Annotated in this window: 18 protein-coding genes; 9 read left to right on the top strand and 9 right to left on the bottom strand. The window is 70.0% G+C overall.

Annotation, left to right across the window (positions count from 1 at the left end; all coding sequences use genetic code 11):
* Window positions 1-132 (bottom strand): helix-turn-helix domain-containing protein (locus PARJ55_RS23265; protein WP_156929434.1); only part of this gene is annotated, 132 nt, incomplete at its 3' end.
* Between the two features lie 7 nt (window positions 133-139).
* On the opposite strand from PARJ55_RS23265, the gene PARJ55_RS0106375 reads away from it, so the two are divergent.
* Complete coding sequence (locus tag PARJ55_RS0106375; RefSeq protein WP_084637790.1) at window positions 140-709, top strand: tripartite tricarboxylate transporter substrate-binding protein; 570 nt, start codon at window positions 140-142, stop codon at window positions 707-709.
* Between the two features lie 104 nt (window positions 710-813).
* Here the strand turns inward: PARJ55_RS0106375 and PARJ55_RS0106370 are convergent, their stop codons facing one another.
* Together PARJ55_RS0106370 and PARJ55_RS0106365 are read right to left on the bottom strand one after the other, a co-directional pair.
* Window positions 814-4,248 carry a pyruvate carboxylase gene (locus tag PARJ55_RS0106370; RefSeq protein ID WP_028712268.1) on the bottom strand — a complete coding sequence of 1,145 codons (3,435 nt, stop codon included), beginning with the start codon at window positions 4,246-4,248 and terminating at the stop codon, window positions 814-816.
* 95 nt (window positions 4,249-4,343) lie between these two features.
* On the bottom strand, window positions 4,344-4,793 hold the full coding sequence (locus PARJ55_RS0106365) for a nucleoside deaminase (protein ID WP_028712267.1): 450 nt from the start codon (window positions 4,791-4,793) through the stop codon (window positions 4,344-4,346).
* A gap of 228 nt (window positions 4,794-5,021) precedes the next feature.
* Between PARJ55_RS0106365 and PARJ55_RS0106360 the strand changes: the two genes are divergently transcribed.
* Window positions 5,022-6,383, top strand: coding sequence for a pseudouridine synthase (locus PARJ55_RS0106360; RefSeq protein ID WP_028712266.1), 1,362 nt, complete (start codon window positions 5,022-5,024; stop codon window positions 6,381-6,383).
* 142 nt (window positions 6,384-6,525) lie between these two features.
* Here PARJ55_RS0106360 and hemP read toward each other — a convergent pair whose 3' ends face one another.
* Together hemP and PARJ55_RS0106350 are read right to left on the bottom strand one after the other, a co-directional pair.
* On the bottom strand, window positions 6,526-6,702 hold the full coding sequence (gene hemP / locus PARJ55_RS23260) for a hemin uptake protein HemP (RefSeq protein ID WP_084637789.1): 177 nt from the start codon (window positions 6,700-6,702) through the stop codon (window positions 6,526-6,528).
* Window positions 6,703-6,871: 169 nt separating this feature from the next.
* Window positions 6,872-7,858, bottom strand: a complete 987-nt coding sequence (locus tag PARJ55_RS0106350) for a zinc ABC transporter substrate-binding protein (protein WP_028712265.1) — start codon at window positions 7,856-7,858, stop codon at window positions 6,872-6,874.
* Window positions 7,859-7,938: 80 nt separating this feature from the next.
* Here PARJ55_RS0106350 and PARJ55_RS0106345 point away from each other — a divergent pair, with 80 nt between their 5' ends.
* The 4 genes from PARJ55_RS0106345 to PARJ55_RS0106330 all read left to right on the top strand — a co-directional run bounded on the left by PARJ55_RS0106345 (window position 7,939) and on the right by PARJ55_RS0106330 (window position 10,422).
* The gene (locus PARJ55_RS0106345; RefSeq protein ID WP_028712264.1) at window positions 7,939-8,433 is read left to right on the top strand and encodes a Fur family transcriptional regulator; all 495 of its coding nucleotides are present in this window, start codon (window positions 7,939-7,941) and stop codon (window positions 8,431-8,433) included.
* Window positions 8,430-9,194, top strand: coding sequence for a metal ABC transporter ATP-binding protein (locus PARJ55_RS0106340; RefSeq protein WP_028712263.1), 765 nt, complete (start codon window positions 8,430-8,432; stop codon window positions 9,192-9,194). The genes PARJ55_RS0106345 and PARJ55_RS0106340 overlap by 4 nt, the downstream gene beginning before the upstream one ends.
* A 6-nt stretch (window positions 9,195-9,200) precedes the next feature.
* Window positions 9,201-9,983, top strand: coding sequence for an iron chelate uptake ABC transporter family permease subunit (locus PARJ55_RS0106335; RefSeq protein WP_028712262.1), 783 nt, complete (start codon window positions 9,201-9,203; stop codon window positions 9,981-9,983).
* Between the two features lie 214 nt (window positions 9,984-10,197).
* Complete coding sequence (locus PARJ55_RS0106330) at window positions 10,198-10,422, top strand: hypothetical protein (RefSeq protein ID WP_371255972.1); 225 nt, start codon at window positions 10,198-10,200, stop codon at window positions 10,420-10,422.
* A 388-nt stretch (window positions 10,423-10,810) separates the two neighbouring features.
* Here the strand turns inward: PARJ55_RS0106330 and PARJ55_RS0106325 are convergent, their stop codons facing one another.
* From PARJ55_RS0106325 to PARJ55_RS0106310, 4 genes are all read right to left on the bottom strand, one after another.
* On the bottom strand, window positions 10,811-11,455 hold the full coding sequence (locus tag PARJ55_RS0106325; protein WP_036697730.1) for a YjbF family lipoprotein: 645 nt from the start codon (window positions 11,453-11,455) through the stop codon (window positions 10,811-10,813).
* Window positions 11,452-13,656, bottom strand: coding sequence for a YjbH domain-containing protein (locus tag PARJ55_RS0106320; RefSeq protein WP_028712259.1), 2,205 nt, complete (start codon window positions 13,654-13,656; stop codon window positions 11,452-11,454). Before PARJ55_RS0106320 ends, PARJ55_RS0106325 begins: the two co-directional genes overlap by 4 nt.
* A 93-nt stretch (window positions 13,657-13,749) precedes the next feature.
* Complete coding sequence (locus PARJ55_RS22945) at window positions 13,750-14,652, bottom strand: hypothetical protein (protein WP_028712258.1); 903 nt, start codon at window positions 14,650-14,652, stop codon at window positions 13,750-13,752.
* Between the two features lie 127 nt (window positions 14,653-14,779).
* Window positions 14,780-16,162 carry an L-serine ammonia-lyase gene (locus PARJ55_RS0106310; protein WP_028712257.1) on the bottom strand — a complete coding sequence of 461 codons (1,383 nt, stop codon included), beginning with the start codon at window positions 16,160-16,162 and terminating at the stop codon, window positions 14,780-14,782.
* Between the two features lie 228 nt (window positions 16,163-16,390).
* Here PARJ55_RS0106310 and dusB point away from each other — a divergent pair, with 228 nt between their 5' ends.
* Genes dusB through PARJ55_RS0106295 form a run of 3 tightly spaced genes read left to right on the top strand, consistent with a single transcriptional unit; the run spans window position 16,391 to window position 20,082 of the window.
* Window positions 16,391-17,440, top strand: coding sequence for a tRNA dihydrouridine synthase DusB (dusB, locus tag PARJ55_RS0106305; RefSeq protein WP_028712256.1), 1,050 nt, complete (start codon window positions 16,391-16,393; stop codon window positions 17,438-17,440).
* Window positions 17,437-18,594 carry a nitrogen regulation protein NR(II) gene (locus PARJ55_RS0106300; RefSeq protein ID WP_036697727.1) on the top strand — a complete coding sequence of 386 codons (1,158 nt, stop codon included), beginning with the start codon at window positions 17,437-17,439 and terminating at the stop codon, window positions 18,592-18,594. The genes dusB and PARJ55_RS0106300 overlap by 4 nt, the downstream gene beginning before the upstream one ends.
* Before the next feature lie 9 nt (window positions 18,595-18,603).
* On the top strand, window positions 18,604-20,082 hold the full coding sequence (locus PARJ55_RS0106295; RefSeq protein ID WP_028712254.1) for a sigma-54 dependent transcriptional regulator: 1,479 nt from the start codon (window positions 18,604-18,606) through the stop codon (window positions 20,080-20,082).
* Window positions 20,083-20,128 lie beyond the last annotated feature (46 nt).

The following is a 20,128-nucleotide window of genomic DNA, read 5'->3' as shown; positions in this document are numbered from 1 at the left end:
TCGGTAGCCCGGTGGCACCGAGAAGGTCATCATCTTCGCAACCGTGTCACGCGAGATGTTGAACACCCGCGCCGCTTCCCGCTGGCTCATGCCTTCCGCGCAAGCCTGGCGAACTCTCAGATATAGGTCCACGCTGTAAATCCTCACGCCCTCCCTGCCGCCGCAGAAAGGGAATAGGTGGACGACTTTTACGCCGCCCGCAGCAGCACCAAGCCACCGCTACCGTGGACGAATTTCTCACCGCCGTTCTCAGTTCCAGCGCGCGGTCGGTTCGCAGATCATCACCGCCCAATATGCGGGGACGGGTCCGATCATGACGGACCTGCTGGCCGACCGGGTGAACATGACGGTCGCCGCGGAGGCCTCGGCTGAACCCTATCTGAAGGAGGACAGCCTGGGCGCTCTTTGCACATTCGGGGCCGAACGGTCGGCCTTTCTGCCGGATGTGCCGAGTTCCAGGGAGTTGGGCATCGAAGGGCTGGACGATCTGATGTTTTGGAACGGATTGCATGCCCCCGCCGGGATTCCGGCGGAAATTGTCGTCCAGCTCGAAGAGGCCTTCGCCAGGATTCTCGAAAACGAGAATCTTCAGCAGCGGCTTGCCGACATGCGCCTGAAAACCGTGCTTCTGCAGGGCGAGGATTTCGAGAGGCGGGTGCAGCAGGACTGGGACATGTTCGGTAAAATCTACCGACAAACCCACGGTTAGACCGGCCCGCTTCGGTCCTGCGGCTCGTCTGGCCAGCCGCCGGGCGGAGTTTCGTTCTCCGGCCGGCTCGCGACGGGAAGGGGCGCCCTTGGGCGCCCCTGTCGTCACTCCATCTCGACCATGAGGTCTTTTGCGTCGATCTGCTCTCCCGGCCTGACGTGGAGGGCTTTCACCACGCCTGGCTTGTCGGCATGGATGCCGGTTTCCATCTTCATCGCCTCGATGGTCAGCAGCAGGTCGCCGGGATTGACCTTCTGGCCTTGCGTGACCGCGACCGAGGCGACGACGCCGGGCATCGGCGCGCCGAGATGGCCCTCGTTCGCGGGGTCGGCCTTGGGACGGGCGGCGGTCTGCGATTTCACCAGACGGTTCGGCACCCGGATCACCCGCGGCTGGCCATTGAGTTCGAAGAACACCTTCACCTCGCCCTTCTCGTCGGTCTCGCCCACGGTCTGCAGGCGGATCTCCAGCGTCTTGCCGGGGTCGATCTCGGCCTCGATCTCCTCGCCCGGCTCCATGCCGTAGAAGAAGGTCCGCGTCGGCAGCGTCCGCACCGGCCCGTATTGCCGGTGCCGGCCCATGTAGTCGAGGAAGACCTTGGGATACATCAGATAGCCGTTCAGGTCCTCGTCATCGACCGCCTTGCCTTCTAGCTGGCGGATCAGGTCGGCGCGGGTGGCCTCGATATCCACCGGCGGCATCGCCGCGCCGGGGCGGGCGGTCAGCGGCGCCTCGCCCTTCAGGACCTTCTTCTGCAGCGCCGCGGGCCAGCCCCCGGGCGGCTGGCCCAGGTTGCCCTTCATCATGTCGACGACCGAATCGGGGAAGGAGACCTCGACATTCGGATCCTCGACCTGCGCCCGGGTCAGCCCCTGCGCCACCATCATCAGCGCCATGTCGCCCACCACCTTGGAGCTGGGCGTGACCTTGACGATGTCGCCGAACATCCGGTTCACTTCGGCATAGGCTTGGGCGACCTCGTGCCAGCGGTCCTCAAGGCCGAGCGAGCGCGCCTGGGCCTTGAGATTGGTGAACTGGCCGCCGGGCATCTCGTGCAGCCAGACCTCCGAGGCCGGGGCCTGCAACCCGCTCTCGAAGGCGGCATATTGCTCGCGCACCGCCTCCCAGTAGTTCGAGATCCGGCGGATCGCCTCGATGTCCAGCCCGGTGTCGCGATCGGTGTGGCGCAGCGCCTCGACCACCGAGCCCAGGCAGGGCTGCGAGGTATTGCCGGAAAAGGCGTCCATGGCGCAGTCCACCGCATCCACCCCGGCCTCGGCCGCGGCCAGGATCGAGGCGCCGGCAATGCCGCCGGTGTCATGGGTGTGGAAATGCACCGGCAGGCCGATCTCCTCCTTCAGCGCGCGGACCAGAATCGAGGCCGAGGCAGGCTTCAGCAGGCCGGCCATGTCCTTCAGCCCCAGCACATGCGCGCCGGCGTCGCGAAGCTCGCGCGCCATCTTCAGATAGTATTGCAGGTCGTATTTCGCGCGCGCCGGATCGAGCAGGTCGCCGGTATAGCAGATCGTGCCCTCGCAGATCTTGCCGCTCTCGATCACCGCATCCATGGCGACGCGCATGTTCTCGACCCAGTTCAGGCTGTCGAAGACCCGGAACACGTCGACCCCGGTCTTTGCTGCCTGGCGGACGAATTCCTGCACCACGTTGTCGGGATAGTTGGTGTAGCCGACGCCGTTCGAAGCCCGCAGCAGCATCTGCGTCATCAGGTTGGGCATGCGGGCGCGGATGTCGCGCAGCCGCTGCCAGGGGCATTCCTGCAGGAAGCGATAGGCGACGTCGAAGGTCGCGCCGCCCCAGCATTCGACCGAGAAGAGCCCGGGCAGGTTCGCGGCATAGGCCGGCGCCACCCGGATCATGTCGATGGACCGCATCCGCGTCGCGAGCAAGCTCTGGTGGCCGTCGCGCATCGAGGTGTCGGTGATCAGCAGCCGCTTCTGGTCCAGCATCCAGTCGGCGACGGCTTTCGCCCCCTGTTCCTCCAGAAGCTGCCTTGTCCCCGGCGCCGGCTCGGCCTTGGCGGGCGGCGGCACCGGGATGCGCGCCTCGGCCGGCGGCAGCGGGCGGCCGGCGGTCTCGGGATGGCCGTTCACGGTGATGTCGGCGATATAGACCAGGAGCTTCGTCGCCCGGTCGCGGCGCTTGCGGAACGCGAACAGGTCCGGCGTGGTGTCGATGAACTTGGTCGTATAGCTGTCGTCGAGGAAGGTCGGGTGCTTCAGCAGGTTGATGACGAATTCGATATTCGTCGCCACGCCGCGCACCCGGAACTCGCGCAGCGCCCGGTCCATCCGCGCGATGGCCTTCTCGGGCGTCTGGGCATGGGCCGTGACCTTGACCAGCAGAGAATCGTAATAGCGGGTGATGACGCCGCCGGAATAGGCGGTGCCGCCGTCGAGCCGGATGCCGTTGCCGGTGGCCGAGCGATAGGCGGTGATGCGGCCGTAATCGGGGATGAAGTTGTTCAGCGGATCCTCGGTCGTGACCCGGCATTGCAGCGCGTGGCCGTTCAGATGCACGTCGGACTGCGCGGCGACGCCGGTGGCCTCGGCCAGCGTCGCGCCCTCGGCGATCAGGATCTGGCTTTGCACGATGTCGATGCCGGTGACTTCCTCGGTCACGGTATGCTCGACCTGGACGCGCGGGTTCACCTCGATGAAGTAGAACTGCTGGCTGTCCATATCCATCAGGAATTCGACGGTGCCGGCGTTGCGGTAGCCGACGGCGCGGCCGATCCTCAGCGCCAGCTCGCAGACCTCGGCGCGCTGTTCGGGGGTCAGGTAGGGCGCCGGGGCGCGCTCGACCACCTTCTGGTTGCGGCGCTGCACGGTGCAGTCGCGTTCATAAAGATGGTAGAGCCCGCCATGACCGTCGCCCAGCAGCTGCACCTCGACATGGCGGGCGCGCAGGATCATCTTTTCCAGGTAGCCCTCGCCGTTGCCGAAGGCGGCCTCGGCCTCGCGCCGGCCCTCGCGCACCTTCTCGGGCAGCTCCTCGGGGCCCATGATCGGCCGCATGCCGCGCCCGCCGCCGCCCCAGCTGGCCTTGAGCATCAGCGGATAGCCGATCTCGGCGGCCTCGGCCTTGATCGCCTCCATGTCCTCGCCCAGCACCTCGGTGGCCGGGATCACCGGCACGCCGGCCTGGATCGCCACGCGCCGCGCCGAGGCCTTGTCGCCGAGCGCCCGCATGGTGTCGGCGCTCGGCCCGATGAAGGCGATCCCCGCCGCGGTGCAGGCATCGACGAAATCGGGGTTCTCGGACAGAAGCCCATAGCCCGGATGGATGGCATCGGCGCCGGATTCCTTCGCGACGCGGATGATCTCGGGGATGGACAGATAGGCCGCCACCGGCCCCAGGCCGCCGCCGATGCGGTAAGCCTCGTCCGCCTTGAAGCGGTGCAGGCTCAGCTTGTCTTCCTCGGCATAGACCGCCACCGTCTTCTTCCCAAGCTCGTTCGCCGCCCGCATCACGCGGATCGCAATCTCGCCACGGTTCGCAATAAGAATCTTTCGGAACATCAGTCCCCCCATGTTCGCCCGGCGGGCATCCTATCCATGCTGCGGTGCAGCGCAAGCACCCTTCGCGACGTTTTCATGACGCGGGTTTTCTCATTTCACCGGCGTTCGCGAAAGAATTCTTGCAGCAGCCGGCGCGATTCTTCTGCCGAAATGCCGTCCACGATCTCTGGCCGGTGGTGGCATTGCGGATGGTCGAAGACCCGCGCGCCATGGCGCACGCCGCCCATGCGCGGGTCATCGGCACCGTAATAGAGCACCGCGATCCGCGCCGCGGAAATGGCGGCGGCGCACATCGGGCAGGGTTCCAGCGTCACCCAGAGCCGCGCGCCCGGCAGCCGTTCCGACCCAAGGGCGGCGCAGGCGGCGCGGATCGCCAGGATCTCGGCATGGGCGGTGGGGTCGCGCATCTCGCGGGTGCGGTTGCCGGCGCGGGCCAGCACGGTCCCGTCCGCGCCCACCAGCACCGCGCCGACCGGCACCTCGCCGCGCCGGGCGGCGGTGCGGGCTTCGTCCAGGGCCGCGGGCATGCAAGAGGCGAATGTCATGCCCCCTTCTGGCCCGCCGCGCCGCGTCCCGCAAGAATGGATATTTATGCAAGAAAGAAGTCAGGGCTGCCGTCTCCCCTCCGGCCCCGGCTTCTTTCTTGCACAAATATCCTGGGGGGTGAGGAGCGCAGCGACGAGGGGGGCAAAGCCCCACTCCGCACTTTCCTTTCCGCCGCCGTGCCCGTAGATTGCCGACTTTGCCACCGCAGCGATGCGCAGGAGATCGCCATGACCGAAGACAGCCCCGAAACCGCCCCGAATCCGCAGGCCGACCGCATCGCCAAGGTGATGGCCCGCGCCGGCGTCGCCTCGCGCCGCGAGGCCGAGCGCATGATCCTGGAAGGCCGGGTGACGGTGAACGGCAAGAAGATCGACAGCCCGGCGCTGGACGTGACCCCCGCCGACAGGATCCGCGTCGACGGCAAGCCGCTGGACGAGCCGCAGGAGACGCGGCTGTGGCTCTATTACAAGCCCCTGGGCCTCGTCACCTCGACCTCGGACGAGAAGGGCCGGCAGACGGTGTTCGACGCCCTGCCGCGCGACCTGCCGCGGGTGATGACCGTGGGCCGGCTGGACCTGAATTCCGAGGGGCTGCTGCTGCTGACCAATGACGGCGAGCTCAAGCGCCGGCTGGAACTGCCGACCACCGGCTGGCTGCGCCGCTATCGCGTGCGGGTGAACGGCCAGCCCAACGACCTGACCTTCGCGCCCTTGCGCCGCGGCGTCACCATCGACGGCGAGGATTTCGCGCCGATGGAGATCAGCCTCGACAGCCAGCAGGGCGCCAATGCCTGGCTGACCGTCGGCATCCGCGAGGGTCGCAACCGCGAGATCCGCCGTGCCATGGCCCATGTCGGGCTGATCGTGAACCGGCTGATCCGCATCGGCTACGGCCCCTTCAAGCTGACCGGGCTGGAGGAGAACGAGGTGCGCGAGGTCAAGCGCAAGGTGCTGCGCGACCAGCTGGGCGGGCTGTTGACCGGCGAGACTGAGGAAAAGCCGCGCAGCTTCCGGGAGCGGGGCGCCGCCAGGCCGGCCGAGGGCGATGCCCGGCCGCGCAAGCCGCGCGCCGAAGGGGATCGCAAGCCCTTCGCGCGGCGCGAAGAGGGCGACCGCAAGCCCTTTGTCCGCCGCGAGGAGGGGGATCGCAAACCCTTCGCCAGGCGTGCCGAGGGCGACCGCAAGCCCTTCGCCAGGCGTGAAGACGGTGCGCGTCCCTTCGCCAAGCGTGAGGATGGTGATCGCAAACCCTTCGCGCGGCGTGCGGATAGCGAGGGCAAGCCGGCCCGCGAGGGCGCGCGCAAGCCCTTCGGCAAGGGACCGCGCGACGAGGCGCGGCGCGACGGCGACCGGCCGCCGCGCGGCGGCAAGCCCGGCTTCAAGGGCGGCGCGAAAGCCGCCGAGGGCGGGCGCAGCTTCAAGCCGCGCGGCGACAAGCCCGAGGGCGGTTTCAAGCCCCGGGGCGAGAGCAAGCCCGGCCGTTCCTTCAAGCCCGGCGCGAAACCCGGCGCGAGGCCGGGGCCTGCAAAAACCAGTCGCGCCCCCGGGAAGGGAGCGCGACCAGAGGGAAAAGGCCCGCGGCGCGGCTGATCGCGCCGTTTCGGGGCAGAGGGCGCAATGCGCGGCCTTGGGGCGATGCGATGCGCGGCGCGCTCTGCCGCCTTCCGGCGATCATCCGGTGCGGCTGCCTCGCGCCGGCCTCATGCGGACCGGCCGGGCCGCGCCTCGCTTTTCACTTGGTCAGGATAAGCTTGCCGGCGCGGGTGATGCGCAGGTTGTAGACCTGATCGCCCAGGACGATCAGCGCCTGGTTGCCGCCAGCGGTCAGCATTTCGGCATCGTATTCGGGAAGGCGCTGCAGGGCGGTCACGCCGGGACGCGTGAATTCGGCGGGGCGGGTCGCGGTCATGTCCAGTTCCTCGTTTCTGTCGCGGTGATTGTAACCTGACAAATTTCCTAAGGGATGTCAAAGGAAAATAGTCGGGAATTTTGCGCGCGGATAACCGCCGGTTATGAAAGAGAAAAGGCGGGCCTTGCGCCCGCCTTGCCGGTTTGCTCGTGTCGTTTCACCCGGCCCTTCAACCGTCCGTCAGGCAGTCCGCCAGCGCCTCGCCCATGCCGCGCAGGATCTCGGCATAGAGCCGCGGTCCGGGGGCCGAGCCGCTGCCCTCGGGGTCCAGTGGCGCGCCCTGCCGGGCGGCGCTGCCCTCGGTGACGGCGGCGATCAGCCTCGGGTCGTGATTCGCCTCGGGAAAGGCGCAGATGGCGTCCTTTTCGGCGATCTCGTCGCGAATCGCCTTGAGCCGCGCCGCCGAAGGGGTGGAGGCATCGCCCAGGCTGACGGCGATGGCCGGCTCAAGCCCGTAATGCGCGGTGAAATAGCCATAGGCGTCGTGGAAGACCACGAATCGCCGGCCCTTGGCCAGGGCCAGCCGGAGCTTGAGCTCGGCATCCAGCGCGGCGATCTCCTCGGCCGCCCGGGCGGCGTTGGCGGCATAGGTGGCGGCATTCTGCGGGTCGCGGCGGGACAGGGCTTCGGCGATGGCGTCCAGCCAGGCCCGGCCATTGGCCGGGTCCAGCCAGGCATGCGGATCGGTGCCGCTGTGGTCATGGCCGTGATCGTCTTGCGCCCCGGCATGATCGGCGCCGCCATCGTCGTGGTCGTGGTCGTGGTCGTGGTCGTGGTCGTGGTCGTGGTCGTGGTCGTCCGCGCCGCCGCCATAGTCGCGGCGATGCGTGCCGGGCAGGTCCAGCAGGGTCACGACCTCGTCCGGCGCGCCAAGGCTGGTCGTCGCCCGTTGCAGCCAGGGGGTCAGCTGGGGCCCGACCCAGACCAGCAGCCCCGCCTCCTGCAGGCTGCGGGCCTGGCTGGGGCGCAGCTGATAGCTGTGCGGATCGCCGCCGGGTTGCAGCAGGATCTCGGGCTGGCCCAGATCGCCCATCACCTGCTGGACGAGCGAGGCGGTGACGGCGATGTCGGTCACCACGCGCGGCACCTCGGCCCGGGCGGGCAGGGCGTCCGCGCCAAGCGCGGCGGCAAGGACAAGGAAAGAATATCGGTTCATGGCGGTCTCGCTTGCAGAAACGCCCAGGTTATTTATGTTATATCGTAACCCGTCAAGCAGAAATGTAACGATATAACATCATGTCCGACCCCGAAGCCGCGCCCGACCCGTTCCACGAGCACGACCATGCCCATTGTGCCGCCGCCGTGCTGCGCCGCGCCGAGGACCAGGCCAAGGCCGAGGGCGTGCGCCTGACCCCGGTGCGCCGCCGCGCGCTGGAGATCCTGCTGGAATCGCATCGTGCCATGGGCGCCTACGAGGTGCTGGAGCGGCTGTCGGCCGAAGGGTTCGGCAAGCAGCCCCCGGTCGCCTATCGCGCGCTGGACTTCCTGGTGGAGCAGGGGCTTGCGCATCGCGTGCAGCGGCTGAACGCCTATGCCGCCTGCCTGTCGGCCGAGCGCGACCATTCCCCCGCCTTCCTGATCTGCCGCGGCTGCGAGCAGGTGGCCGAGGCCGACGCGCCCGAGCTGCGCGCGGCGCTGGACCGGCTTGCCGCCGCCTCGGGCTTCCGCATCGAGCGCAGCACCGTCGAGCTGCTGGGCCTTTGCGCCCGCTGCACCGAGGCCGGCCTGTGACGGCGCTGATCCGCGCGGCCGACCTGTCGGTCAGCCATGGCGGCGACCTGCCGGTGCTGAGCCATGTCGATTTCCAGATCCGCCCGGCCGAGATCGTCACCGTGGTCGGTCCGAACGGCTCGGGCAAGTCGACGCTGGTGCGGGCGCTTCTGGGCCATGTCGCGCTGGCCTCGGGCCGGGTCGAGCGGGCGCCGGGGCTGCGCATCGGCTATGTCCCGCAGCGCGTGCATATCGAGCGCGCCATGCCGATGACCGTGCGCCGCTTCCTGTCCCTGCCGCGCCGGGTGGGCGATGCCCAGGCCGCCGCGGCGCTGGAGCGGACCGGCGTGCCGGGGCTGGAAAGGCGGCAGATCACCCAGCTGTCGGGCGGGCAGTTCCAGCGCGTGCTTCTGGCCCGCGCCCTGCTCAGCGACCCGCAGCTGCTGGTGCTGGACGAGCCGACGCAGGGCCTGGACCAGCCCGGCATCGTCGCCTTCTACAAGCTGATCGAAGAGGTCCGGGCCGAGACCCGCGCCGCCGTGCTGATGGTCAGCCACGACCTCCTGGTGGTCATGCGCGCCTCGGACCGGGTGGTGTGCCTCAACGGCCATGTCTGCTGCGAGGGCACGCCGCAGGCGGTCAGCGCCGCCCCCGCCTATCGCGCCATGTTCGGCGCGGAATCGCAGGGCACGCTGGCGCTTTACCAGCATCACCACGATCACGACCACGACCATGTCGCAGAGGGCCACCATCACGGCCCGGCCTGCGCCCATCCGCATTGAGGCCCCATGCTTGACGATTTCCTGACCCGCGCCGTGCTGGCGGGGCTTGGCCTGGTTCTGGCGACCGGGGCGCTGGGGTCCTTCGTGGTCTGGCGCCGCATGGCCTATTTCGGCGATTCGACCGCGCATGCCGCGATCCTGGGCGTGGCGCTGAGCTTCGTCTTCTCGCTTCCGATCTATCTGGGCACGCTGGCGGTGGCCGTCGCCATGGCGCTGATCGTCGCGCAGCTGGCCGGGCGCGGCCAGTCCATGGACACGGTGCTGGGGGTGCTGGCGCATAGCGCGCTGGCGCTGGGGCTGGTGGCGGTCAGCTTCGTGCCTTCGCTGCGCGTGGGGCTGGACGCCTTCCTGTTCGGCGACATCCTGGCGGTGACCCGCGCCGACCTGGCCTGGATCTGGGGCGGCGCCGGGCTGGTCCTCGGCCTGCTGGTCTGGCGCTGGCAGCGGCTGGTGACCGCCTCGGTCAACGAGGAGCTGGCCATGGCGGCGGGAATCGACCCGGCGCGCGAGCGGCTGATCCTGTCGCTGGCGCTGGCGCTGGTGGTGGCGATCGCGATTCGCATCGTGGGCGCGCTGCTGATCTCGGCCATGCTGATCGTGCCGGCCGCGGCGGCGCGCGGATTCTCGGCAACGCCCGAGCAGATGGCGGGTTCCGCCACCGCCATCGGCGCGGTGGCCGTGCTGGGCGGGCTTTGGGCCAGCCTGTGGCTGGACACGCCGGCCGGCCCCTCGATCGTGGCGATTTCTGCGACGATTTATGCCGTTACTTTAGTGCTTTGCAGGAAATGACCTGCATTTTGCCGCTGGCGGAAACCCGCGGGTTTCCGCCGGTCCGGCGGCAGCATCCCGCCTAGCGCCAGGGGTGTTGGCTAATATGCAACAGTTGCCTGTGACGCGCATGTTTTCCCGATCAAGACCGCTTTCCAAGTCCTTGGGATTATGCGACTGTCGCAGCGATGTTGCCGGAATCGGCAGCCGTCAAAGTACTGAACGGAGCATGATCATGACCAAATTCGCTACCTTCGCCCTGGCCCTTGGCCTGTCGGCCTCGACCGCTCTCGCCGGTGGCTATGTTGCCCCGGTCGTCGAAGTCGAGCCGGTTGTCGTGGACGAAAAACCCGCTTCGACCAATGCCGGCCTCGTCGTTCCGGCCCTGCTGCTGCTGGGTGTCATCGCCGCCATCGCGTCGGATGATGACGATGATGATGACTCGACCCCGGCCGAATAATTTCGGTTCGACAGTCGTCGATAAAAGGGCTGGCCTTTCGGGTCAGCCCTTTTTTCATGCGCCGGCCCCGGCTGGTGCCGGCCCCGGCCACGCCTCTCGGCGGTGGTTGCAGCGCCGGTTCCAGACCCCGGCCGCGAGCCCTGAAGCTCCGGCTTCGGCATTCCTCCGCATCGGGGCAAATGAAAAGGCCCGCGCGCGCCGGCCAGCGGGCCGGGATCGCGATCCCCGGCTGCGGCCACGCGCTCGGCTGCAACTGCGGGGCCGGTTCAGGCTGCGGCGCCAGTCCTGAAGAGGCTCCGGCCTCGGCCTTCCGCCTTTTAGCGCCGCAAAGGAAAAGGCCCGCGCGTGGCGGGCCTCTGCGGTTCGGGCTTGCGGCTTGCGGCCCGCGTCAGGGCCGCAATTCCTGGATCGTCACATAGCCGAGCGCCGGCCCGATCCATTGGCGCGAAACCGTGGCGCGTCCGCCCTGCACCAGATAGCTGTTCTCGAAGGTCAGGCCGAAGCCCTGGCAGCGTTCCACCATCACCCCGGGCTTGGGACCGGGGCCGACCCGGCAATCCAGGGGCAGCGGCCGCTCCAGCCCGTCTCCGGTCCAGTAGCGCATCACCCGCCGGGCCTCGCCGCTGCGGCCGGCCAGAACCAGCGCGGCCGAGCCGGACATCTCGGCCACCGAGAGGTCGTTGCCCAGCCCGCGCGTGCCGGCCAGCATGCCGTTGCGCAGGATCAGCGCCTGCTCGTTCTTGGTCATGTAGGTGCGGCGGCCGGCATTCTCGCCGGTCATGGCCATGACCTGGGTGCTGCCGGCGCTTTCCAGCCCGACCAGGATCAGCGGGCCGGGATTGACCCGCAGCGCCTCGGCCGCCATGGCCGAGGGGTCGGGGGCCGGGGCGGGCTCGGCATTGCGCTGCGCCACGCTCTGCCGGGCGGCCTGGGCCAGCTTGCCGAAGACCGAATCGTTGTTGCTCTGGTTGCCGCAGGCGGCCAGCGCGCCCAGCAGCAGGCCGCCCAGCAGTATCCGTTTCGTCCGGGTCATCGCCAGAACCTCCCCCAACCCTGGTAAAGCTGGCCCGAGTGGCTGTCGCGGACCTTGTCGTAAAGCCTGCCGCCGACGCGCAGGCGCGAGCCGCCGTCGCGCGACAGCGAGCGGATGTCGCCGCCGATGCGGCGCAGCGAGGGATCGCCGGTGCCCCAGCCCAGCGGGATCGAGATCGAGACGCCCTTGTCGAACGAGCCTTCGCCGAAATCCTCGGTGCTCATGTCGGTCTTGGTGACCCAGCCGCCGATCCGCCAGCCATTGGCGAATTCGCGGCTGAGCGTCAGCGTGGCGCCCTTGTCGCCGGCCAGATACTTGCCGACATCCAGCTGCGCGGTGATGCCGTTGCCGAATTCGTAATAGGCCGAGACATGGCCGGTCGTGGTCTCGTAGTCGCGGAAGGCGAAGGTGTCGCGGAAATCGCGCTTCCTCACCCGGTTGATCTCGGCGCCGATGGCCAGCGGCGAATTGGCCGGCCACCACAGCACCTCGCCCGAGACGCCGCCATAGGCGCGCTCCAGCAGGCCCACGGTCAGGCGGGAATAGACCGTTTCGGTCGGCTTGGCATACCAGGCCAGCGTCAGGCTGGAGACCCAGGGGCTCTTGTTGCCCGAATACATCCGGCCGTCCGAGCGCACGCGCGGCACGCCGTTCTCGTCGTAATCGCTGTCCAGCGCCTCGTATTCCTCGGGGGTCATGCCGCCCGGCGCTTCCTGCCTGGTGGTGCCCAGCACGCGCTGGCGCACCGATCCGGCCAGCACCAGGCCCGGGGTCAGCTCGTATTCCCCGGACAGCTCGGCGCCGATCTCGTAGCGGAGCGGATCGTCCGGATCGAAGAGCGAGGTCGACAGATAGGGCTTCAGGCCCCAGCTAAAGCGCGGGAACAGGCCCGGGGTCATCACCAGGTTGCCGGGGCGCGGGTCGGCGTCCCTCAGCTGCGCGGCATTGGCGATCTGCCCGGCCTCGGTATTCTCCAGCCGCTCGACATCCGAGCGGCGCAGCACCACCGAAGAGGTCGGCAGCCCGTCCTCGGAGGAGGTGATCACCAGCGTCTCGACCGAGGGCGGCAGGGCGCGGCTCATCAGCCGCGCCGTGCGGCCGATGGCCTCGGCCTGCTGGATATAGCGGTTGTTGCGGATGCGGACCTCGGCCCGGTTGGCGTCCAGCGCCATGCTCTCCAGCACCTGGCCTTCCTTGGCCAGGGCATCCCCCAGCGCCTTCTGGATCGCCGGCTGCGCGGTCGGATCGGCCGACCAGGCCCCCGACCAGCCGTCGGGATCGGCCTGCCGCGCCGGGCGCGGCCTGACCGGGGCCGGGGCCTTTTCCAGCCCCGAGGGATAGGGCGCCTGCCGGGCGTTCATCGCCACGCTGAACTGCACCCCGAATTGCTTGCCGCCCAGGGCATAGCCGCCCAGCTGGTAATGCTCGCCCAGCTGATAGGTGAAGCCCAGGTTCAGCTGGTTCTTCAGCGCGTCCTTGTCGTCCAGCCAGATCGGGCGGCGGCAATTCTCGGCATCGCCGGTCTCGCAGGCATAGTCGTCGCCGGAATATTCCGCGGTGAGCGTCAGCTTGTCGGTGGCCTGCCAGCTGGCGCTGACGAAGGGCGCCATCTCGCCGCGGAACCACTGGTCGATATTGGGCTTGCCGCCCTCGCCCTCGTCGGGGGCGGGGCGGTCGCCAAGGCTGCCGATCCCGCCGGTGCTGGCCAGCCGGCCCCAGCCCAGGCCGGCGCTGACGCGCAGGCGCGGGGTCAGCGTCTTGGTGGCCACCAGGTATTCGGCGCTGTAGATGCCGGTGCCCATGAAGTCCTGCAGGCCGACGGCCACCGCCGGACGCCAGCCCTGCGGGTCCTCGTCCAGGAACTGATAGCGCAGGTCGAAGCTGCGGTCCCAGATATAGCCGCGCGCCTCGCGCGTGCTTTCCACCCGCGAATAGCGCAGCGCGACGGTCAGCCGGGGCAGGGCCTGGAACACCATGGTGTTGCGCCGCGCCAGGTCGGAATAGGACAGCGTGGCGCCCAGCGTGGCGTCGGGCAGGACCTCGGCGCTGGGGGTGTCGATGCCGCCCGGCAGGCCGTAGCTGTTGAAATGGCTGCCGATCAGCGGATCGGCATGGGCCGGGCTGGTGCCGAGACCCAGAAGAAGCGCCACCGGCACGGTCGAGGCCAGCAGGCGGCGGGTAGGGATCGAATGGGCGCGCATCGGCGGGTCCTTTCAGGTCGTGGCCCGCAGCGGGGGCGGCGGGTGGGCCGGCGCCGCGCGGAGCCTGTCCGCGCGGCGCCCGGATCTTTCGGCTTATTCGCTGGGGGCGGGCGGCTCGGGCAGGATCAGCGCCGGAGCGGGAACGCCGCTGGCCGCGTCCGACCCGCCGCCGCTGGCTGCCGGGGCTTCCGCCGCCGGCGGGGTCGAGGGGCTCGCCGCGGGGGTCTCGCTTGCGCCCGCGCCGGTGGCCGGGGTCTCGGTGGCCGGCGTCTCGGCGGGCGCGGCCGGGCTCGTCGTCGGGGCCGGCGGCATGGTCTCGGGCGCCGTGGCTGCCGGTGCCGGGGTGGCGGGCGTCGTGGTGGCGGGCGTGTCGGTGGCCGGGCCCGTCTCGGGGGTCGCTGCCGGTGCCGTCGCCGGGGTTTCAGCTTCGGTCGCGGCGGGTTTCGCCGCCGGCGCCGCCGGCTTCGGCTGGGCCTTGGGCTTCGGCGCCGCCGAAGAGGCGCGGACCTGCGGCTTGGGCATGCTGTCGGTGGGCGCCGCGCAGCCGCTCAGCCGCTGGCTTCCGACGCGCAGCCGCGCGGTGAAGGGCGTCTTCTGGTCGCCCGCCCGGCATTCCGCCGCCTGGATGTTCAGCGCGAAGACCGTGCCGTTCATCGAGCCGATGAACTCGACGCCGCGGCCATAGACCATGCGGCGCACGGTGACGCCGACCGAGCGCGCGCCCGGCCGCTCGTAGACGGCGATCTTGTCGTCCGCGGTCACGGTCCAGCCGGCGCCGGCGGCGCGGAACATGGCGGTGTTGAGGGTGCTGGCCTCGGCGGTGGCGACGGGCTTGCCCTCGCTGCCGGTCTCGATCGGCTGCTCCAGCGGCGAGACGCTGGGCGGGCCGGAATGGCCCTGCGCCTCGGGCTCGTCGGATTTCTGGAAGGGCAGGTCGCCGCAGGCGGCAAGGGCCACAGTCATCGAGAGGACGGCGAATGCCGAACGGAATTTCATCTGCTCTGTCCCGGTTCCATGGGTTTTGCTTATGCAGATTGGCTACAGGAAGCCCGGGACTTGGGCAAGCACAGACAGGCCCCGCGGGCCACCACAGCCGGGTTTTGCGCGATTCTTCGCACGCGGCTCAGCAGTTCGGCACGTTGACGGCCAGACCGCCCAGCGAGGTCTCCTTGTATTTGTCGCTCATGTCGCGGCCGGTCTGGCGCATGGTCTCGATGGCGGCGTCCAGCGGCACGAAATGCTGGCCGTCGCCGCGCAGCGCCAGGCTGGCCGCCGAGACCGCCTTGATGGCGCCCAGGCCGTTCCGCTCGATGCAGGGCACCTGCACCAGCCCCTTCACCGGGTCGCAGGTCATGCCCAGGTGATGCTCCAGCGCGATCTCGGCGGCGTTCTCGACCTGGGTGACGGTGCCGCCCATCGCGGCGCAGATCCCCGCCGCCGCCATGGCCGAGGCCGAGCCGACCTCGGCCTGGCAGCCGCATTCCGCGCCCGAGATGCTGGCATTGTGCTTGATCAGCCCGCCGATGGCGGCGGCGGTCAGCAGGAATTCGTCCAGCTGGCGCTCGGAGGCGCCCGGAACGTGGTCCAGCCAGTAGCGGATCACCGCCGGCACCACGCCCGCCGCGCCGTTCGTCGGCGCCGTCACCACCTGGCCGCCGGCGGCGTTCTCCTCGTTCACCGCCATGGCATACATCGACATCCAGTCGTTGATGACATGCGGCGCGGTCAGGTTCATGCCGGCCTCGGCCCGCAGGGCCTCGCGGATGCCGGCAGCGCGGCGGCGGATCGACAAGCCGCCGGGCAGGATGCCGCGCGCCTCCAGGCCCCGGTCCATGCAGTCGCGCATCACCTGCCAGATGCGGCGGATGCCGGCGGAAATCTCGGCATCGCTGCGAAAGACCCGCTCGTTCTCGCGCTTCATCTGGGCGATGGACTTGCCCGATTTTTCGGCCATTTCCAGCATCTCGGCGGCCGAGGCGAAGGGGAAGGGCACCTTGGGCGAGGCATCGGTGCGGGTGTCGTCGCCGCGCGCCGCCAGCTCGGCCTCGGTCATCACGAAACCGCCGCCGATCGAGTAATAGACCTCGCGGAAGATCACGTCGCCCTGCGCGTCGGTCGCCATCAGCACCATGCCGTTGGCATGGCCGGGCAGGGCGCGGTCATAGTCGAAGATCAGGTCGCGCGCCGGGTCGAAGGCCAGATCGCCCAGCCCCCGGGGCGAGAGGACCTTCGTCTCGCGGTTCTTCTCCAGCGCCGCCTCTGCGGCCTCGGCATCCATGGTTTCGGGCAGGAATCCCGCCAGGCCCAGGATGGTGGCGCGGTCGGTGGCATGGCCCTTGCCGGTAAAGGCCAGGCTGCCATGCAGGCTGGCGCGCAGCCCGTGGGCGCGGAACGGCTGCCCGCGCAGCGCGTCCAGAAAGCGGCCTCCGGCCACCATCGGCCCCATGGTGTGGGACGAGGACGGGCCGACTCCGATCTTGAATATGTCGAAGACGGAAAGAAACATCGCGGACTCCCAGGCTGGCGCGGCAAGCCTAGCCGCGGACCCGCCGGCAAGCCAGAGCGGTTGCGACAGCCGGCCTGAAGCTCCGCGACATTTGACGAAACGGCGCCTGCCCCCTATTTAGGCAGCAAGCACGAAAAACCGGCAAAACCCGCCACGGCAGGACCGCCTGCCGACCGGGCATGCGCCGCATTCTTTCGCATTCCCGCCGGCTGGCATACGAGTTCTCCCATGACATTGCCCGAACCCATCACCCTCGGCACCACGCGGCTCGGCCCGCCGGTCTTCCTGGCGCCCATGGCCGGGATCACCGACCTGCCCTTCCGCCGCGCCGTGGCCCGCCATGGCGGGGCCGGGCTGATGGTCAGCGAGATGGTCGCCTCGACCGAGATGGTGACGCCGCGCCCCTCGACCCGCGCCGCGGTGCGCGCCAAGGCGCTGACCGAGGGCGCGCTGCCGGTCTCGGTCCAGATCGCCGGGCGCGAGGCGGGGGCCATGGCGGAAACCGCGCGAATCGTCGCCGGCATGGGCGCGCGGATCGTCGACATCAACATGGGCTGCCCGGCCAAGAAGGTCACCGGCGGGCTGTCGGGCGCGGCGCTGATGCGCGACCTCGACCATGCGCTGGGGCTGGTCGAGGCGGTGGTCGCCGCCGTGCCCGGCCTGCCGGTGACGCTGAAGATGCGGCTGGGCTGGGACGCGGATTGCCTGAACGCGCCCGAGCTGGCCGCCCGCGCCGCCGGGGCGGGGGTCAGGATGCTGACCGTGCACGGCCGCACCCGGGCGCAGTTCTATACCGGCAGCGCCGACTGGGCGGCGATCCGGGCGGTGGCGAACCTGCCGGGCCGGCCGCCGCTGGTCGCCAATGGCGATGTGGTGGACGCGGCCAGCGCCCGCGCCGCCCTGCGCCAATCGGGGGCCGATGCGGTCATGGTCGGCCGCGGCGCCCAGGGCGCGCCCTGGAAGCTGGCGCAGATCGCGCATGAATTGTGGAACACGCCCGCGCCGCTGGTGCCGCAAGGCGCGGCGCTGGCCGAGGCGGTGGCCGAGCATTACGACGACATCCTGTCGCTTTACGGGCGCGAGCTGGGCCTGCGCGTCGCCCGCAAGCATCTGGGCTGGTATGCCGAGGCGAACGGCGCCCCGAACCGCGCCGAGCTTCTGCGCGCGCCCACGCCCGAGGCGGCGCTGGCCGCGATCCGCGCCGGTTTCGGCGATGCCGATGCCGCGCTGGCCGATGCCGTCCATGCCAACGCCCAGGCGACCGAGGTGCCTTCATGACAGCCCGGGCCAGGTCCGACATGCTGCCCGATCCCGAGATGGAAGCCGGCGGCGGCTTCGTCCCGGCAGAGGTCGGGCCGAACTGGTCGGCGCTTCCCCTGCCCGCGATCATCCTGGACGCGCGGGGCCGCATCGCGGCGATGAACGACCTGGCCGAGGCTTTCCTGAACATCTCCTGCCGCTCGTCGCTGGGACAGGCGCTGGAGGGGCCCGAGATGCGCAAGCGGCTGCGCATCGTGCCGCGGCTGGGCGCGATCCTGGAGCGCATGCGCGAGGGGCACGAGGCGCTGAACCGCGCCGGGGTGCGCTTCGAGATCGGCGACCGCTCGGGCGGGCATACCGACCGCATCGCCACCGTCCATGCCGGCCAGGCCCCCAGCCCCGAGGGCGGCACCGTCATCCTGCTGGCGCCCGCCGATGGCGGCGGCCGGCTGGGGCAGGGGCAGGCGGCGCGCTCGGCCGCGCGCTCGGCCATCGGCATGGCCGAGATGCTGGCGCATGAGATCAAGAACCCGCTGGCCGGCATCCGCGGCGCGGCGCAGCTGATCGGCATGAACCTCAAGGCCGAGGACCGCGACCTTGCCGACCTGATCGTCGCGGAATCGCGCCGCATCGTCGAATTGCTGGACCAGGTGGAACGCTTCGGCGACACCTCGGCGCCGCGGCTGGCGGCGGTGAACATCCACGACGTGCTGGAGCGGGTGCGCCGCTCGGCCGCGGTGGGCTTCGGCAAGGGGTTGCGCATCGTGCCCGATTACGACCCCTCGCTGCCGCCGGCGCTGGTCGATGCCGACCAGCTGGTGCAGGTCTGCCTGAACCTGGTCAAGAACGCCGCCGAGGCCATCGGCCGGGCGGGGCAGGGCGGCAGCATCCGCCTGCGCAGCTTCTACGACGGCACCCTGCGCCTGGCCCCGACCGAGGCCGAGCCGCAGGGCCGCAGCCTGCCCCTGCAGATCGAGATCGAGGACGACGGCCCCGGCATTCCGGACGCCATCCTGGACGAGGTCTTCGAGCCCTTCGTCTCGGGGCGCGAGAACGGCACCGGCCTCGGCCTTGCGCTAGTGTCCAAGATCATCACCGACCATGGCGCCTGGATCGCGCTGGAATCCCGCCCCGGTCGCACCGTTTTCCGCATTTCACTGCCCAAAGCCTGAGGTTTTCCCATGGACGGCACCGTTCTGATCGCCGACGACGACCGCACCATCCGCACGGTGCTGACCCAGGCCCTGACCCGCGCCGGCTGCCGGGTCCATGCCACCGGCTCGCTGGCGCAGTTGCTGCGCTGGGTCGAGGAGGGCCGGGGCGATCTGGTCATCACCGACGTGATGATGCCCGACGGCAACGGCATCGACATGATCCCGGCGATCCGCAAGGCGCGGCCGGACCTGCCGGTGATCGTGATCTCGGCCCAGAACACCATCGTCACCGCCATCCGCGCCACCGAGGCGGCGGCCTTCGACTATCTGCCCAAGCCCTTCGACCTGCCCGACCTGATGACCCGGGCCGGGCAGGCGCTGTCGCGCGTGCGCAGGTCCGAGCCGGCCGCGGCGGCTTCGGCCCCGGCCCCGGCCGCGGCGCCGGAATCCGGCGCCGATCCGGCCCTGCCGCTGATCGGCCATGCTCCGGCCATGCAGAACCTGTTCCGCATGGTGGCGCGGGTGCTCAACGCCGACCTGCCGGTGATGATCGCGGGCGAGGCCGGGGTGGGCAAGACCGTGGTCGCGCGCTCGTTCCACGATCTTTCCGACCGGCGCGAGGCGGGCTTCGTGGTGCTGACCTCGGCCGACCTGTCCGAGGAGACGATCCACAGCGCCGCCGAGCGCGCGCAGGGCGGCACGCTGCTGATCGAGGATCCGGCCGGCTTCGACACGGCCGCCCAGGCCCGGCTGATCGGCATGATCGAGGCCTGGGAGGTCGGGCCCGGCCGCAACCTGATGCCGCGCCTGGTCTCGACCACCGGGCCCGACCCGCAGGCCGACGTGGCCTCGGGCCGGCTGCGGGCGGACCTGTATTACCGGCTGGCGGGGGTGACGGTGACGGTGCCGCCGCTGCGGGCGCGGGTGGACGACATCCCGCCGCTGGCCCGGCACCTGCTGGCCCGCGCCGCCGCCCAGGGCCTGCCGCAGCGCAGCCTGTCCGAAGGCGCGACGGCGCTCATCCGCGCCTATCCCTTCCCGGGCAACGTGCGCGAGCTGGAAAACCTGATGCGCCGCCTGGCCCTGACCGCCGCCGCGGCCGAGATCACCGAGGCCGAGGCCGCCGCCGCGCTGGCCGAGTCGAGCCCGATCGTGCCGCCCGCCCCGGCGGCGGCGCCCGCCGCCCGGCCGGCAGCCGCGACCGCCGCCGGCCCAGCGGCCGCTTCGGCCAATCCGCTGGGCGAGCCCGCGAACATGCGGCTGGCGCAATCGGTGGAAATGCACCTGCAACGCTATTTCGACCTGCATGGCGACGACCTGCCGCCGCCCGGCCTTTACGACCGCATCCTGCGCGAGATCGAAAAGCCGCTTCTGGAGATCGCGCTGGACGCCACCGGCGGAAACCAGCTGCGTTGTGCCGATCTTCTGGGCATCAACCGCAATACGCTGCGCAAGAAACTGACCGACCTGAATATCGAGGTGACACGGCGGCGCAAACTGATGTAAAACGGCCACAGATGGCCTTGCGAGAGTCGCTGAACGGCCACAGAAC

The organism is Paracoccus sp. J55, from assembly GCF_000513975.1.
In the GTDB taxonomy this organism is placed as follows: Bacteria; Pseudomonadota; Alphaproteobacteria; order Rhodobacterales; family Rhodobacteraceae; genus Paracoccus.
The sequence above is the reverse complement of the archived record's forward strand: the minus strand, read 5'-3'. Positions and strand labels throughout refer to the sequence as shown.

Excerpts from the sequence above, each read along its gene's own strand:
- PARJ55_RS0106370 (WP_028712268.1), bottom strand. The coding sequence starts at position 4,248 with ATGTTCCGAAAGATTCTTATTGCGAACCGTGGCGAGATTGCGATCCGC.
- PARJ55_RS0106365 (WP_028712267.1), bottom strand. The coding sequence starts at position 4,793 with ATGACATTCGCCTCTTGCATGCCCGCGGCCCTGGACGAAGCCCGCACC.
- PARJ55_RS0106360 (WP_028712266.1), top strand. The coding sequence starts at position 5,022 with ATGACCGAAGACAGCCCCGAAACCGCCCCGAATCCGCAGGCCGACCGC.
- hemP (WP_084637789.1), bottom strand. The coding sequence starts at position 6,702 with ATGACCGCGACCCGCCCCGCCGAATTCACGCGTCCCGGCGTGACCGCC.
- PARJ55_RS0106350 (WP_028712265.1), bottom strand. The coding sequence starts at position 7,858 with ATGAACCGATATTCTTTCCTTGTCCTTGCCGCCGCGCTTGGCGCGGAC.
- PARJ55_RS0106345 (WP_028712264.1), top strand. The coding sequence starts at position 7,939 with ATGTCCGACCCCGAAGCCGCGCCCGACCCGTTCCACGAGCACGACCAT.
- PARJ55_RS0106335 (WP_028712262.1), top strand. The coding sequence starts at position 9,201 with ATGCTTGACGATTTCCTGACCCGCGCCGTGCTGGCGGGGCTTGGCCTG.
- PARJ55_RS0106330 (WP_371255972.1), top strand. The coding sequence starts at position 10,198 with ATGACCAAATTCGCTACCTTCGCCCTGGCCCTTGGCCTGTCGGCCTCG.
- PARJ55_RS0106325 (WP_036697730.1), bottom strand. The coding sequence starts at position 11,455 with ATGACCCGGACGAAACGGATACTGCTGGGCGGCCTGCTGCTGGGCGCG.
- PARJ55_RS0106320 (WP_028712259.1), bottom strand. The coding sequence starts at position 13,656 with ATGCGCGCCCATTCGATCCCTACCCGCCGCCTGCTGGCCTCGACCGTG.
- PARJ55_RS22945 (WP_028712258.1), bottom strand. The coding sequence starts at position 14,652 with ATGAAATTCCGTTCGGCATTCGCCGTCCTCTCGATGACTGTGGCCCTT.
- PARJ55_RS0106310 (WP_028712257.1), bottom strand. The coding sequence starts at position 16,162 with ATGTTTCTTTCCGTCTTCGACATATTCAAGATCGGAGTCGGCCCGTCC.
- dusB (WP_028712256.1), top strand. The coding sequence starts at position 16,391 with ATGACATTGCCCGAACCCATCACCCTCGGCACCACGCGGCTCGGCCCG.
- PARJ55_RS0106300 (WP_036697727.1), top strand. The coding sequence starts at position 17,437 with ATGACAGCCCGGGCCAGGTCCGACATGCTGCCCGATCCCGAGATGGAA.
- PARJ55_RS0106295 (WP_028712254.1), top strand. The coding sequence starts at position 18,604 with ATGGACGGCACCGTTCTGATCGCCGACGACGACCGCACCATCCGCACG.